Below are 13,825 nucleotides of genomic sequence, written 5' to 3' on the forward strand. Positions count from 1 at the left end.
AAGTACGATTCCAAATGTGCAGACTGCAGAAACAACGCCAAAATCGGTGCATCGACGGTTGACGCCTGGATGCGCCGGTAGAGATCAATCCAACGGAGAACACGAGAGTGCCTACGATTAACCAGCTGGTCCGCAAGGGCCGCACGCCTAAGGTCAAGAAGACCAAGGCTCCCGCGCTTAACGGCAGCCCGATGCGCCGCGGTGTTTGCACCCGCGTCTACACCACGACCCCGAAGAAGCCGAACTCGGCTCTGCGTAAGGTCGCCCGTGTGCGCCTCAACGGCGGCATCGAAGTTACCGCCTACATCCCCGGTGTCGGCCACAACCTGCAGGAGCACTCCATTGTGCTCGTTCGCGGTGGTCGTGTGAAGGACCTTCCCGGTGTCCGCTACAAGATCGTCCGTGGCGCCCTCGATACCCAGGGTGTGAAGAACCGTAAGCAGGCCCGCAGCCGTTACGGCGCAAAGATGGAGAAGAAGTAATATGCCTCGCAAGGGTCCGGCCCCCAAGCGGCCGCTCGTTTCGGATCCGGTTTACGGTTCCCCGCTGGTAACCCAGCTCATCAACAAGGTGCTTGTTGACGGCAAGAAGTCCACGGCAGAGCGCATTGTCTACGGTGCACTCGAAGGCGCACGCGCCAAGTCCGGCGGCGACCCCGTTGCAGCCCTGAAGAAGGCCATGGACAACGTCAAGCCTTCGCTCGAGGTCCGCTCCCGCCGCGTCGGTGGCGCCACCTACCAGGTTCCGGTTGAGGTCAAGCCGGGCCGCTCCACTGCACTCGCCCTGCGGTGGCTGGTGGGCTACTCCAAGGCCCGCCGTGAAAAGACGATGACCGAACGCCTCCAGAACGAAATCCTGGATGCGTCCAACGGTCTCGGTGCCGCTGTGAAGCGTCGCGAAGACACCCACAAGATGGCCGAGTCCAACAAGGCCTTCGCACACTACCGCTGGTAATACTCCCCGGACGCCGCCGGCTCAACCGAGCCGGCGGCGGACGCGTAGTCCATCCCAAAAGGAGACCCCGTGGCACAGGACGTGCTTACCGACCTTAGCAAGGTCCGCAACATCGGCATCATGGCCCACATCGATGCCGGCAAGACCACTACAACCGAGCGCATCCTGTTCTACACGGGTGTGAACCACAAGATCGGCGAAACGCACGACGGCGCTTCGACCACTGACTGGATGGAACAGGAAAAGGAACGCGGCATCACCATCACGTCTGCCGCCGTGACCTGCTTCTGGGAGAACAACCAGATCAACATCATCGACACCCCCGGCCACGTGGACTTCACCGTTGAGGTTGAGCGCTCCCTGCGCGTCCTCGACGGCGCGGTTGCCGTCTTCGATGGCAAGGAAGGCGTTGAGCCGCAGTCCGAGACCGTGTGGCGCCAGGCTGACAAGTACAACGTTCCGCGTATCTGCTTCGTCAACAAGATGGACAAGCTCGGTGCTGACTTCTACTTCACGGTAGATACCATCATCAGCCGCCTCGGTGCCAAGCCGCTGGTCATGCAGCTGCCCATCGGCGCTGAGAACGACTTCATCGGCGTCGTCGACCTGCTCTACATGCGTGCCCTGGTGTGGCCCGGCGATGCCAAGGGTGACGTCACCATGGGTGCCAAGTACGAGATCCGCGAGATCCCGGCTGACCTCCAGGAGAAGGCAGAGGAATACCGCGCGAACCTCGTCGAGACTGTCGCTGAGTCTTCCGAGGAACTCATGGAGAAGTACCTCGAGGGTGAAGAGATCTCCATCGATGAGCTCAAGGCCGGCATCCGCAAGATGACCATCAACTCCGAGCTCTACCCGATCTTCTGCGGTTCCGCCTTCAAGAACCGCGGCGTTCAGCCCATGCTCGATGCAGTTGTGGACTACCTGCCGAACCCGCTCGACGTCCCCCCGATGGTCGGCCACGATCCTCGCGACGAAGAGAAGGAACTGACCCGCGCGCCTTCTGCTGACGAGCCGTTCTCGGCCTTGGCGTTCAAGATTGCTGCGCACCCCTTCTTCGGCCAGCTGACGTTCATCCGCGTGTACTCCGGTCACGTGGAAGCAGGTGCCCAGGTGGTCAACTCCACAAAGGGCAAGAAGGAGCGCATCGGCAAGCTCTTCCAGATGCACGCCAACAAGGAAATGCCCGTTGAGGGCGCTACCGCCGGCCACATCTACGCCGCGATCGGCTTGAAGGACACCACCACGGGCGACACCCTGTGCGACTCCGCCAACCAGATCGTGCTCGAGTCCATGAGCTTCCCGGAGCCCGTGATCTCGGTTGCCATCGAGCCGAACACCAAGGGTGACCAGGAGAAGCTCTCCACGGCTATCCAGAAGCTCTCCGCTGAGGACCCCACCTTCCAGGTGTCCCTCAACGAAGACACCGGCCAGACCATCATCGCCGGAATGGGCGAGCTTCACCTGGACATCCTGGTGGACCGCATGCGCCGCGAATTCAAGGTCGAGGCAAACGTGGGCAAGCCCCAGGTTGCCTACCGCGAAACGATCAAGCGCGCCGTCGAACGCCACGACTACACGCACAAGAAGCAGACCGGTGGTTCGGGCCAGTTCGCAAAGATCCAGATTGCCATCGAGCCGCTGGACACCGCCGAAGGCGAGCTGTACGAGTTCGAGAACAAGGTCACCGGTGGCCGCGTTCCCCGCGAGTACATCCCGTCTGTTGACGCGGGCATCCAGGACGCGCTGAACGACGGCGTCCTGGCCGGTTACCCGGTTGTCGGCATCAAGGCCACGCTGATTGACGGCGCGTACCACGATGTTGACTCTTCGGAAATGGCGTTCAAGATTGCCGGCCGTATGGCTTTCAAGGAAGCTGCACGCAAGGCGAACCCGGTTCTGCTCGAACCGCTGATGGATGTCGAGGTCCGCACCCCTGAGGAATACATGGGTGAAGTTATCGGTGACCTCAACTCCCGCCGTGGCCAGATGCAGTCCATGGAAGATGCACAGGGCGTCAAGGTTATCCGCGCGCACGTTCCGCTGTCCGGCATGTTCGGCTACATCGGTGACCTGCGTTCGAAGACCCAGGGACGTGCTGTGTACTCCATGACGTTCAACAGCTACGCGGAGGTCCCGAAGGCAGTTGCCGACGAGATCATCCAGAAGACCCGCGGCGAATAGTCCCCGGACTTCTCAAAGCGACAAACTCGGGTGCGCTTGCCGGCGACGGAAAGCACAGCCGGTGCAGGTGGCCGGTCACGGTTCACGCCGATTGCCGGCCATCTGCACGAACAGGCTCTAGGGACTAGTATTAGTTCCTGAATCTGCGATTTCACCAATCCAAAGCCCCCCAAGTAGACTTACCTGAGTTTCTGCCGCGACAAGAGCGGTGGAAGGGTATGTCATTTGAAAACGTTCTAGGAGGAACCTGTGGCAAAGGCAAAGTTCGAGCGGACTAAGCCGCACGTCAACATCGGCACCATTGGTCACGTTGACCACGGTAAGACGACGCTGACGGCCGCCATTTCCAAGGTGCTGTACGACAAGTACCCGACTCTCAACGAGAAGCGTGACTTCGCGTCGATCGACTCTGCACCTGAAGAGCGTCAGCGCGGTATTACCATCAACATCTCCCACGTGGAGTACCAGACCGAGAAGCGTCACTACGCACACGTTGACGCCCCCGGCCACGCTGACTACATCAAGAACATGATCACCGGTGCTGCCCAGATGGACGGCGCAATCCTCGTGGTTGCTGCGACCGACGGCCCGATGGCTCAGACCCGCGAGCACGTTCTGCTGGCCCGCCAGGTTGGTGTTCCCTACCTGCTGGTCGCGCTGAACAAGGCTGACATGGTCGATGACGAGGAACTCCTCGACCTCGTCGAAATGGAAGTTCGTGAGCTCCTCAGCTCGCAGGGCTTCGATGGCGACGAAGCACCGGTTGTCCGCGTTTCAGGCCTGAAGGCACTGGAAGGCGACCCCGAGTGGGTCAAGTCCGTTGAGGACCTGATGGCTGCTGTCGACGAGTCCGTTCCGGACCCCGTACGTGACCGCGACAAGCCGTTCCTGATGCCGATTGAGGACGTCTTCACCATCACCGGTCGTGGCACCGTTGTTACGGGCCGCGCCGAGCGTGGAACCCTCGCCATCAACTCCGAGGTCGAGATCGTCGGCATCCGCCCGGTCCAGAAGACCACGGTTACCGGTATCGAGATGTTCCACAAGCAGCTCGACGAAGCATGGGCCGGCGAGAACTGTGGCCTGCTGCTCCGCGGTCTGAAGCGCGACGATGTCGAGCGTGGCCAGGTTGTCGTCAAGCCGGGTTCCATCACCCCGCACACCGACTTCGAGGCCAACGTCTACATCCTCTCCAAGGACGAAGGCGGACGTCACAACCCGTTCTACTCCAACTACCGCCCGCAGTTCTACTTCCGCACCACGGACGTAACCGGCGTTATCACCCTGCCCGAGGGCACGGAAATGGTTATGCCTGGCGACAACACTGAGATGACCGTTGCGCTCATCCAGCCCATCGCTATGGAAGAGGGCCTCGGCTTCGCTATCCGCGAAGGCGGCCGCACCGTTGGTTCGGGACGCGTTACCAAGATCATCAAGTAGTACTTGCTGATCAAGGATCTGCCGGGCACAGGCCCACGCTGAATCCACGGGAAAGCCCCGCTGCTCCAAGCAGCGGGGCTTTCCTTTGCCCTTTTTCAGCCGGTTCCTGCCGGCGCTGCCGCAACGGGCCCCTGATACTGTTGCAGCACTGAAAGGAGATCATCATGGGATGGCTTATCTTCCTGGTCATCGCGGTTGCCGTTGTGGCCGGGGTGTTCTGGGTCAGAAGGAATTTTCGGCGCGAGATAGACCGGGCAAAGCGGATCAACAGGGCAAACAAGAACCAATAGTGAAGGGCTGCTAGGTATGTTGGCTGCCCTTATTCCTACTTTTCGGTATGCCTAAACTAGCGGTATCCTCGTTGTATTGACGCCCGCACCGACGAGGACACCTCATGGCTGTTTCAACCACGACGGCGGCATCCGCCACCACGAAAGGCTGGTCCCGCCTCCTGCTGCTCGGGCCGGCTTTCGTGGCGGCGATCGCCTACGTGGACCCGGGCAATGTCGCAGCAAACCTGACGGCCGGGGCGAGCTTCGGGTATCTGCTCGTCTGGGTTTTGGTTGCTGCCAATGCCATGGCCGTACTGATCCAGTACCAGTCAGCCAAGCTGGGGCTCGCTACCGGAATGAGCCTGCCGGAGATCCTCGGCAAGAGCCTGGGGAACGGGCGGCGCCGTGCTTACTGGGTGCAGGCCGAGATCGTTGCCGGGGCCACGGACATGGCCGAAGTTATCGGCGGTGCCGTCGCGCTCAACCTGTTGTTCGGACTGCCCCTGCTGACGGGTGGAGTCGTCATCGGTCTGGCGTCCATGCTGCTGCTGGCTCTGCAGTCGCACCGGAGCCAGAAGTCCTTCGAGCTTGCCATCCTGACCCTGCTCGGCGTCATCGCCGTCGGGTTTGTCTCAGGCCTGTTCGTTGCGCCGCCGGATGCGGGCGGCGCCCTTGCAGGCCTGGTGCCGCGCTTCGAGGGAACTGACACCGTCCTGCTCGCAGCCAGCATGCTGGGGGCAACCGTCATGCCGCATGCGATCTACCTGCACTCAGCGCTGGCCCGGGACCGTCATGGCTTCTCGGAAGATCCGGCGATCAGGACGCGGTTGATCCGGGCCACCCGCGTGGATGTCGCCGGGGCCCTGCTGCTTGCCGGAATCGTGAACATCGCCATGCTGCTGGTGGCTGCCACCAGCCTCCGCGGCGTGGAGGGAACCGATACCATCGCCGGTGCGCACGCTGCCGTGACATCGGCGCTGGGGCCGGTTATCGGCGTCGTATTCGCTGTGGGCCTCCTGGCTTCGGGACTGGCATCCACCTCGGTGGGGTGCTATGCAGGGGCCACGATCATGGGCGGCCTGCTGAAGGTAAGGATTCCCCTGCTGGTCCGCCGCACTGTCACGCTCATTCCGGCGCTGCTGGTCTTGGGCGCAGGAATTGAACCTACACTGGCGCTGGTGCTTAGCCAGGTCCTCCTGAGCTTCGGCATCCCGTTCGCACTCATCCCGCTGATCCGTCTCACCGGCAGCCGCAAGGTGATGGGCATCCATGCCGACTCCAAACCGCTCAGGATCGCCGGTTGGACCAGCGCCACACTGATCGTGGGGCTGAACTGTGTGCTGATCTTCCTGACAGTGCTGGGGCGGCAGTGATCTGCCAGAAACGCGCCGGCTAGTCCTGCCGGTGGCTCCGGGCCCGGGATAGCGCCTGGTACCAGTAGAAGGACCGCTTGGGAGTCCGTTCCAGCGAATCGAAGTCCACATGTACCAGGCCAAAACGCTGTGAGTATCCGGCAGCCCACTCGAAGTTGTCCATCAGCGTCCATACGTAGTAGCCGCGCAGGTCCACGCCCTCCGCAATGCCGCCCGGAGCAGTGGCCTCAAGTGCCGTCCCCAGATGCGCCGCCAGGTACTCAACCCGGTCCGTATCTTCCAGCGTCTCCGAGACGCTGTCAGGTTCAGGAAAACTCGCCCCGCCCTCGGTGATGTAAAGCGGCGGGAGGGCCTCCCCGTACCGGTCCCGCATCTCCCGCAGCACGACGCCCAGATGCTCCGGCGCCACGGGCCACCCGAAGCCGGTGCTGCCGTACTCGGGGTACCCCACCTCGTGGAACGGCAGCTTGGCCATTTCCTTGTGCATGTCCGCAGGCATCGGGGTGATGCCCGGGCCCAGGGCCACTTTCACCGGGAAGTAATAGTTGAGCCCATAGAAGTCCAGGGGCTGGTGGATGGTCTTGAGGTCGGCATCGGATATCCTGCCGATCGAGCGCAGCCAGGGCCTGGCGTACAGGGGCAGCGAGGGGTACCGGCCCAGCAGGACGGGGTCTGCGTAGAGCCTGTTCATCAAAAGGTCGTACAGGTGTGCGACCAGCCGGTCCCCGACCTTCCGGGTGGCGGGCCTAACGGGGGAGTGCAGGTTGGTCAAACCAACGCCGCCCGCCACTCCGGCCGCCCGCAGCGCCTGCACGCCGAGCCCGTGTGCCAGGAGCTGGTGGTGGATGGCGGGAAGGGCATCGAACATCAACCGGCGGCCGGGCGCGTGGACCCCCAGGGCGTATCCGTTGAGGGTGACCGAGACGGGTTCATTGAGTGTGACCCACTGATCCACCCGGTCGCCGAACCGCTCGCCGGCTGCCCGGGCGTATTCGCCGAACCGCTGGGCAGTGTCCCGGTTCAGCCAGCCGCCGCGGTGCTCCAGGGGCAAGGGGGTGTCCCAGTGGTACAGAGTGGCCATGGGGGAGATGCCGGCGTCGAGGAGCTGGTCGATCAGGCGGTCGTAAAAGTCCAGGCCTTCAGCATTGAAACTGCCCCGGCCGTCGGGCTGGATGCGGGGCCAGGAAAGAGAGAACCGGTAGGAGTCAACGCCCAGCTCCTTGAGCAGCGCAACATCCTCCGGCAGCCTGTTGTAGTGGTCGCACGCCACCGCAGGGGAGTGGCCGTCCATGATGGCGCCGGGCTTCTCCGCGAAGGCGTCCCACCCGGAGGGCCCGCGGCCCCCTGCTTTCAGCGCGCCTTCGATCTGGAACGCCGCGGCAGCGACGCCAAGGGTGAACGACGGCGGCACGCGCCCGGCCAGTTCCGTCACCGTTTCCGTGTCTTCCAGGGTCATGCCCCTATCATCCAGCCGCTTTCCTTCCACTGCAACGGGGCAGGAGGGGAACTATTCGGGGCCAATTCGCATCTGACCAGCTTTTCCGGCATACTAGATGAGTTGTTCAAGCGCTTCTTCGCGTCCCGATCCGGATAATGCCGGATGCAGGGTCCAAGTAGGAGACCAAACATAACCCACCCCAATGGATTTGCGGATTTGTATGCGTGTTCAGCGCGACACGCCCGACCGCGGGGGTCGGTTGCGCCGGCAAGGTGAGGAACCCGGATCCATCCGGATTCAGTTTGTGCGGCGGATGGTGGTTACGACCTCAAATGCTTCGGCAGCCATACAACGAGTAAGTGAACAGGGCAGCCCTAAACCGGGGAAGCACAGACTGAAAGAGAGTCAGGCGACATGGCGGGACAAAAAATCCGCATCCGGCTGAAGTCATACGACCACGAGGTCATTGACGTTTCAGCACGGAAGATCGTTGAGACGGTCACGCGCGCAGGCGCAACGGTAGTTGGCCCCGTGCCGCTGCCTACGGAGAAGAACGTGTACTGCGTTATCCGCTCTCCGCACAAGTACAAGGACAGCCGCGAGCACTTTGAAATGCGCACGCACAAGCGTCTTATCGACATCATCGATCCCACGCCGAAGGCTGTTGACTCGCTCATGCGTCTCGACCTGCCGGCTGACGTGAACATCGAAATCAAGCTGTAGGGAGGTGCTGAGAGACTATGACCGCAACCCGTAAAGTAAAGGGCCTGCTGGGCACGAAGCTCGGCATGACCCAGGTCTGGGACGAGAACAACAAGCTCATCCCCGTCACTGTGGTCCAGGCAGACTCGAACGTCATCACCCAGCTGCGCAACGCAGAAGTTGATGGCTACGTCGCCGTTCAGATCGGCTACGGCCAGATCGATCCCCGCAAGGTCACCAAGCCGCTGGCTGGTCACTTTGAAAAGGCAGGCGTCACGCCTCGCCGCCACGTCGTTGAACTTCGTACAGCAGATGCTGCCGAGTACGAGCTGGGCCAGGAGCTCTCCGTAGAGCTCTTCGAAGCCGGCCAGAAGATCGACGTCGTCGGCACCACCAAGGGTAAGGGCTTCGCCGGTGTTATGAAGCGTCACGGCTTCCACGGCGTTGGAGCTTCCCACGGTGCACACAAGAACCACCGTAAGCCCGGTTCAATCGGTGGCGCATCCACCCCGAGCCGCGTCTTCAAGGGCATGAAAATGGCCGGCCGCATGGGCGCCGTTCGTCACACCACGCTGAACCTCACGGTCCACGCGGTTGACGTCGAGAAGTCGCTGCTCCTTATCAAGGGTGCCGTTCCCGGCGCCCGCGGCCAGGTCGTCTTCGTACGCACCGCCGTGAAGGGAGCCTAGTTCAATGGCTAACACTGTCCAGGTTGACCTGCCTGCAGAGATCTTCGACGTTCAGACCAACGTGCCGCTGCTGCACCAGGTCGTCGTTGCCCAGCTCGCTGCTGCCCGCCAGGGAACCCACAAGACCAAGACCCGCGCTGAAGTTTCCGGTGCAGGACGCAAGCCGTTCAAGCAGAAGGGCACCGGCCGCGCCCGTCAGGGTTCCATCCGTGCTCCCCACATGACCGGCGGTGGCGTTGTCCACGGTCCCACCCCGCGTGACTACAGCCAGCGCACCCCCAAGAAGATGATTGCTGCTGCACTGCGCGGCGCACTGTCTGACCGGGCCCGCAACGGCCGCATCCACATTGTCGCGGAACTGGTTGAAGGCACCAAGCCCTCCGCCAAGAACGCTCTCGCAACGCTCCGCGGTGTTTCCGACCGCAAGAACCTGCTGGTCGTCATCGAGCGCGATAACGACGTTGCGGCACTGTCCGTGCGCAACCTCAGTGGCGTTCACGTTCTGTACGCAGACCAGCTGAACACCTACGACGTTCTCGTCTCTGATGACGTTGTCTTCACCAAGGCTGCCTACGACGCATTCGTTGCCGCTAAGGCAGCTAAGAACGAGGAGGATGCCAAGTGAGTGCAGCCACCATCAAGGATCCCCGCGACGTCGTGCTTGCACCCGTCGTGTCGGAAAAGAGCTACGGCCTGATCGACGAGGGCAAGTACACCTTCCTGGTGGACCCCCGTTCGAACAAGACCGAGATCAAGCTGGCCGTGGAGAAGATTTTCTCCGTCAAGGTCGAATCGATCAACACCATCAACCGTGCCGGTAAGCGCAAGCGCACCAAATTCGGATGGGGTACCCGCAAGAACACCAAGCGTGCGATTGTCACCCTCAAAGAAGGCACCATCGACATCTTCGGCGGTCCGCTCGCGTAGCGGAGACCACTTTAACGAGGAAATAAATTATGGGAATCCGTAAGTACAAGCCGACTACCCCGGGCCGTCGTGGCTCGAGCGTAGCGGACTTCATCGAAATTACGCGGTCGACGCCGGAAAAGTCGTTGGTACGTCCGCTGCCCAAAAAGGGCGGCCGTAACAACACCGGTAAGATCACCACCCGCCACAAGGGTGGTGGGCACAAGCGCCAGTACCGTCTGATCGACTTCCGTCGCCACGACAAGGACGGCGTCAACGCCCGCGTTGCCGAAATCGAGTACGATCCGAACCGCACAGCTCGCATCGCCCTCCTGCACTACGTTGATGGCACCAAGCGTTACATCATCGCTCCCAACAAGCTCTCCCAGGGCGATGTTGTTGAGGCAGGTGCCGGTGCTGACATCAAGCCCGGTAACAACCTGCCGCTGCTCAACATCCCGGTGGGTACTGTTATCCACGCAGTTGAGCTGCGTCCGGGTGGCGGCGCCAAGATGGGCCGCTCCGCCGGCGCATCCATCCAGCTTGTTGCCAAGGAAGGCCGCTTCGCCCAGCTGCGCCTGCCTTCCGGCGAAATCCGCAACGTTGACGTGCGCTGCCGCGCAACCGTCGGCGAGGTTGGCAACGCCGAGCAGTCCAACATCAACTGGGGCAAGGCCGGCCGTATGCGGTGGAAGGGCGTCCGCCCGACCGTCCGTGGTGTCGCCATGAACCCGGTTGACCACCCGCACGGTGGTGGTGAGGGTAAGACGTCCGGTGGACGTAACCCCGTCAACCCGAACGGTAAGCGTGAAGGCCGCACCCGCCGCCCCAACAAAGAGAGCGACAAGCTTATTGTGCGTCGCCGTCGTACTGGCAAGAACAAGCGATAGGAGCCTGGACACATGCCACGCAGCCTGAAAAAAGGTCCTTTCGTTGACCAGCACCTCTTTGTGAAGGTAGCCAGGGAAAACGAAAAGGGCACCAAGAACGTCATCAAGACCTGGTCCCGCCGTTCGATGATCATCCCCGACATGCTCGGACACACGATCGCCGTACACGACGGACGCAAGCACATCCCGGTGTTTGTCACTGAGTCGATGGTCGGGCACAAGCTCGGCGAATTCGCTCCCACGCGGACATTCCGCGGCCATGTCAAGGACGACCGTAAGGGCAAGCGCCGCTAGGCGCCTGCGTTTACGTCAAAGACGAGAGAAGGAAAGCAATGGAAGCCAAGGCAATTGCGCGCCACATCCGCGTAACGCCTATGAAGGCCCGGCGCGTCGTCAACCTTGTTCGTGGATTGCAAGCGAATGAGGCTCTGGCAATTCTGAAGTTTGCCCCGCAGGCAGCTTCGGAGCCGGTATTCAAGGTAGTTCAGTCGGCAATCTCCAACGCCCGGGTCCTCGCGGACCGCGACGGCGTGGCGTTTGACGAAGGCGACCTCATCATCAGCGAAGCGTTTGTTGATGAAGGCCCGACCATGAAGCGGTTCCAGCCGCGTGCCCAGGGTCGTGCATTTCAGATCAAGAAGCGCACCAGCCACATCACCGTGGTAGTCGCTACCCCGGAGAAAGAGGAGGCTCGCTAAGTGGGACAGAAAGTAAACCCGCACGGGTTCCGACTCGGCATCACCACCGATCACGTATCGCACTGGTTCGCTGACAGCACCAAGGCCGGACAGCGGTACAAGGACTTCGTTCGCGAAGACATCCGCATCCGCCAGCTCATGTCCACGGGCATGGAGCGCGCCGGCATCGCCAAGGTCGAGATCGAGCGCACCCGTGACCGTGTCCGCGTGGACATCCACACGGCCCGTCCCGGCATTGTCATCGGCCGCCGTGGAGCAGAAGCAGACCGCATCCGCGGCGAGCTCGAAAAGCTCACCGGCAAGCAGGTTCAGCTGAACATCCTCGAGGTCAAGAACCCCGAGATGGAAGCCCAGCTTGTGGCCCAGGGCGTTGCAGAGCAGCTGACTTCCCGCGTGGCATTCCGCCGTGCGATGAAGAAGGCCATGCAGTCCGCACAGCGTGCAGGTGCCAAGGGCATCCGTATCGCCTGCTCGGGCCGCCTGGGTGGCGCTGAAATGTCCCGCTCGGAGTTCTACCGCGAAGGCCGTGTGCCGCTGCACACCCTCCGCGCGAACATCGACTACGGCTTCTACGAAGCCAAGACCACCTTCGGCCGCATCGGCGTGAAGGTCTGGATCTACAAGGGCGATGTCACTGCCAAGGAACTGGCAGCACAGGCAGCCGCAGCACCGTCCCGCGGACCCCGTTCCGATCGTGGCGGACGCCCGGGTGGCGCTGACCGTGGTGACCGCCGTCGTCGCACCGACCGCCCGGCCGCTGACGCAGCTCCTGCTGCCGAAGCTCCGGCAGCTGAGGCGGCTCCGGCCGCTGTAGAAGGAGGACAGGCTTAAATGCTTATCCCACGTCGAGTAAAGCACCGTAAGCAGCACCACCCGGGTCGTTCCGGCGCTGCTACGGGCGGCACCGAGGTTTCGTTCGGTGAGTGGGGTATCCAGGCTCTGAGCCCGGCATACGTCACCAACCGCCAGATCGAGTCCGCGCGTATCGCCATGACCCGCCACATCAAGCGTGGCGGTAAGGTCTGGATCAACATCTACCCGGACCGTCCGCTGACCAAGAAGCCGGCCGAAACCCGCATGGGTTCCGGTAAGGGTTCACCGGAATGGTGGGTCGCCAACGTCAAGCCGGGCCGGGTTCTCTTCGAACTCTCCGGTGTCAATGAAGAGGTAGCTCGCGAGGCCCTGCGCCTGGCAATCCACAAGCTGCCGTTGAAGGCACGCATTGTGCGTCGCGAAGGTGGTGAGTAGAAATGGCAGTAGGATCCAAGGATCTGGCTCCCGCACAACTGGACGGTTTTGACAACGAGCGTCTCGTTGAAGAACTCCGCAAGGCCAAGGAAGAGCTGTTCAACCTGCGTTTCCAGTCCGCCACCGGACAGCTGGAGAACCACGGCCGCCTGCGTGCAGTAAAGAAGGACATTGCACGCATCTACACCGTTCTCCGCGAACGCGAGCTGGGCATTCGTGCCGAGGTGGCCGCACCGGTTGTGGAAGCCAAGGAAGAGAAGAAGTCCAAGAAGGCTGCAACCAAGAAGGCCGAAAAGGCTGAAACGGTTGAGACCGAGGAGGATGCCAAGTGAGTGAAAAGGACGAGAACGTGACGGAAACTGCTACCGCCGCCAAGGCTGGGGAGCGCGGTTACCGCAAGACGCGTCGCGGCTACGTGGTCTCCGACAAGATGGAAAAGACCATCGTTGTCGAGGTTGAGGACCGCGTAAAGCACGCCCTGTACGGCAAGGTTATCCGCCGTACCTCCAAGGTCAAGGCACATGACGAAGGGAACACCGCGGGCATCGGCGACCTCGTTGTCATCGCCGAGACCCGTCCGCTGTCCGCCACCAAGAACTGGCGGCTCGTGGAAATCCTCGAAAAGGCCAAGTAGCACCTGCTGCTTCGCTGGAAGCCCCTGCTTCGTTCCGGGAGCGGGGGCTTCCTCGTTTAAGGCACACGTCACGCCAGGCAGCCTTTCCGGGCAGCGGACGACGGCGGCGCCCGGGCTGGCGTGGGAGGGGCGCCCCGGGTGGGCCGAAGGGCTGCCCTGCGTGACGCCGTCGTCCGTCCCGCGGGGGAGGGGCGCCTCCGTCTTGCGGGGCTGGGGACGGTGGTGATATGGGGACCGGCGGAAAACGTGCTAGGATATTGAGTTTGTATGGCGCCTTTCGCGCGCCGTCATCAACCTCGTAAACAAGCGTGCCACAGCATAGTGCCCCTGTGCGCCCGGGATCCGTCCCGGACAGGGTGGGAGCAACTGCTTCTGGCACGGGAGTTTAGGCCTGGTC

General features: G+C 62.2%; 18 protein-coding genes. 17 read left to right on the forward strand and 1 reads right to left on the reverse strand.

Annotation, left to right across the window (positions count from 1 at the left end):
* Positions 1-107: 107 nt before the first annotated feature.
* From rpsL to J7I84_RS12870, 6 genes are all read left to right on the forward strand, one after another.
* Positions 108-482: a 30S ribosomal protein S12 gene (rpsL, locus tag J7I84_RS12850; RefSeq protein WP_018773658.1), complete on the forward strand. Its 375-nt coding sequence runs from the start codon at positions 108-110 to the stop codon at positions 480-482.
* Position 483: 1 nt separating this feature from the next.
* Positions 484-954, forward strand: coding sequence for a 30S ribosomal protein S7 (gene rpsG, locus J7I84_RS12855; protein ID WP_003803829.1), 471 nt, complete (start codon positions 484-486; stop codon positions 952-954).
* A gap of 69 nt (positions 955-1,023) precedes the next feature.
* Positions 1,024-3,138 carry an elongation factor G gene (fusA, locus tag J7I84_RS12860; RefSeq protein ID WP_214944953.1) on the forward strand — a complete coding sequence of 705 codons (2,115 nt, stop codon included), beginning with the start codon at positions 1,024-1,026 and terminating at the stop codon, positions 3,136-3,138.
* 249 nt (positions 3,139-3,387) lie between these two features.
* Entirely contained in the window at positions 3,388-4,578 is a 1,191-nt protein-coding gene (gene tuf, locus J7I84_RS12865; protein ID WP_003803827.1) for an elongation factor Tu, read from the forward strand.
* 164 nt (positions 4,579-4,742) lie between these two features.
* The gene (locus J7I84_RS21800) at positions 4,743-4,868 is read left to right on the forward strand and encodes a hypothetical protein (protein ID WP_285291221.1); all 126 of its coding nucleotides are present in this window, start codon (positions 4,743-4,745) and stop codon (positions 4,866-4,868) included.
* Positions 4,869-4,972: 104 nt separating this feature from the next.
* Positions 4,973-6,223 (forward strand): Nramp family divalent metal transporter, encoded by a 1,251-nt coding sequence (locus tag J7I84_RS12870; RefSeq protein WP_214944954.1) that lies wholly within the window; start codon positions 4,973-4,975, stop codon positions 6,221-6,223.
* A 19-nt stretch (positions 6,224-6,242) separates the two neighbouring features.
* Here the strand turns inward: J7I84_RS12870 and J7I84_RS12875 are convergent, their stop codons facing one another.
* Complete coding sequence (locus J7I84_RS12875; protein WP_214944955.1) at positions 6,243-7,679, reverse strand: GH1 family beta-glucosidase; 1,437 nt, start codon at positions 7,677-7,679, stop codon at positions 6,243-6,245.
* 396 nt (positions 7,680-8,075) lie between these two features.
* Here J7I84_RS12875 and rpsJ point away from each other — a divergent pair, with 396 nt between their 5' ends.
* From rpsJ to rpsQ, 11 genes are read left to right on the forward strand one after another with little or no spacing between them, the layout of a single operon-like run.
* A complete protein-coding gene (rpsJ, locus tag J7I84_RS12880; RefSeq protein ID WP_003803825.1) occupies positions 8,076-8,384 on the forward strand; it encodes a 30S ribosomal protein S10 in 309 nt (102 codons plus the stop codon).
* A 17-nt stretch (positions 8,385-8,401) separates the two neighbouring features.
* Positions 8,402-9,052 carry a 50S ribosomal protein L3 gene (gene rplC, locus J7I84_RS12885; RefSeq protein ID WP_214944956.1) on the forward strand — a complete coding sequence of 217 codons (651 nt, stop codon included), beginning with the start codon at positions 8,402-8,404 and terminating at the stop codon, positions 9,050-9,052.
* A 4-nt stretch (positions 9,053-9,056) separates the two neighbouring features.
* Positions 9,057-9,677, forward strand: coding sequence for a 50S ribosomal protein L4 (gene rplD / locus J7I84_RS12890; protein ID WP_214944957.1), 621 nt, complete (start codon positions 9,057-9,059; stop codon positions 9,675-9,677).
* Positions 9,674-9,979: a 50S ribosomal protein L23 gene (rplW, locus tag J7I84_RS12895; protein ID WP_011692807.1), complete on the forward strand. Its 306-nt coding sequence runs from the start codon at positions 9,674-9,676 to the stop codon at positions 9,977-9,979. The genes rplD and rplW overlap by 4 nt, the downstream gene beginning before the upstream one ends.
* A 29-nt stretch (positions 9,980-10,008) precedes the next feature.
* Positions 10,009-10,848: a 50S ribosomal protein L2 gene (rplB, locus tag J7I84_RS12900; RefSeq protein WP_026264302.1), complete on the forward strand. Its 840-nt coding sequence runs from the start codon at positions 10,009-10,011 to the stop codon at positions 10,846-10,848.
* Positions 10,849-10,860: 12 nt separating this feature from the next.
* Positions 10,861-11,142 (forward strand): 30S ribosomal protein S19, encoded by a 282-nt coding sequence (gene rpsS / locus J7I84_RS12905; RefSeq protein ID WP_003803803.1) that lies wholly within the window; start codon positions 10,861-10,863, stop codon positions 11,140-11,142.
* A gap of 38 nt (positions 11,143-11,180) precedes the next feature.
* The gene (rplV, locus tag J7I84_RS12910; protein ID WP_009358304.1) at positions 11,181-11,546 is read left to right on the forward strand and encodes a 50S ribosomal protein L22; all 366 of its coding nucleotides are present in this window, start codon (positions 11,181-11,183) and stop codon (positions 11,544-11,546) included.
* On the forward strand, positions 11,547-12,377 hold the full coding sequence (gene rpsC, locus J7I84_RS12915; RefSeq protein WP_214944958.1) for a 30S ribosomal protein S3: 831 nt from the start codon (positions 11,547-11,549) through the stop codon (positions 12,375-12,377).
* Positions 12,378-12,794, forward strand: a complete 417-nt coding sequence (gene rplP, locus J7I84_RS12920) for a 50S ribosomal protein L16 (RefSeq protein ID WP_015937848.1) — start codon at positions 12,378-12,380, stop codon at positions 12,792-12,794.
* Positions 12,795-12,796: 2 nt separating this feature from the next.
* Positions 12,797-13,126: a 50S ribosomal protein L29 gene (rpmC, locus tag J7I84_RS21805; RefSeq protein WP_018760452.1), complete on the forward strand. Its 330-nt coding sequence runs from the start codon at positions 12,797-12,799 to the stop codon at positions 13,124-13,126.
* Positions 13,123-13,428 carry a 30S ribosomal protein S17 gene (gene rpsQ / locus J7I84_RS12930; RefSeq protein WP_214944959.1) on the forward strand — a complete coding sequence of 102 codons (306 nt, stop codon included), beginning with the start codon at positions 13,123-13,125 and terminating at the stop codon, positions 13,426-13,428. The genes rpmC and rpsQ overlap by 4 nt, the downstream gene beginning before the upstream one ends.
* Positions 13,429-13,825 lie beyond the last annotated feature (397 nt).

Origin of the sequence: Arthrobacter sp. ISL-85, from assembly GCF_018613675.1 — a bacterium.
In the GTDB taxonomy this organism is placed as follows: domain Bacteria; phylum Actinomycetota; class Actinomycetes; order Actinomycetales; family Micrococcaceae; genus Arthrobacter.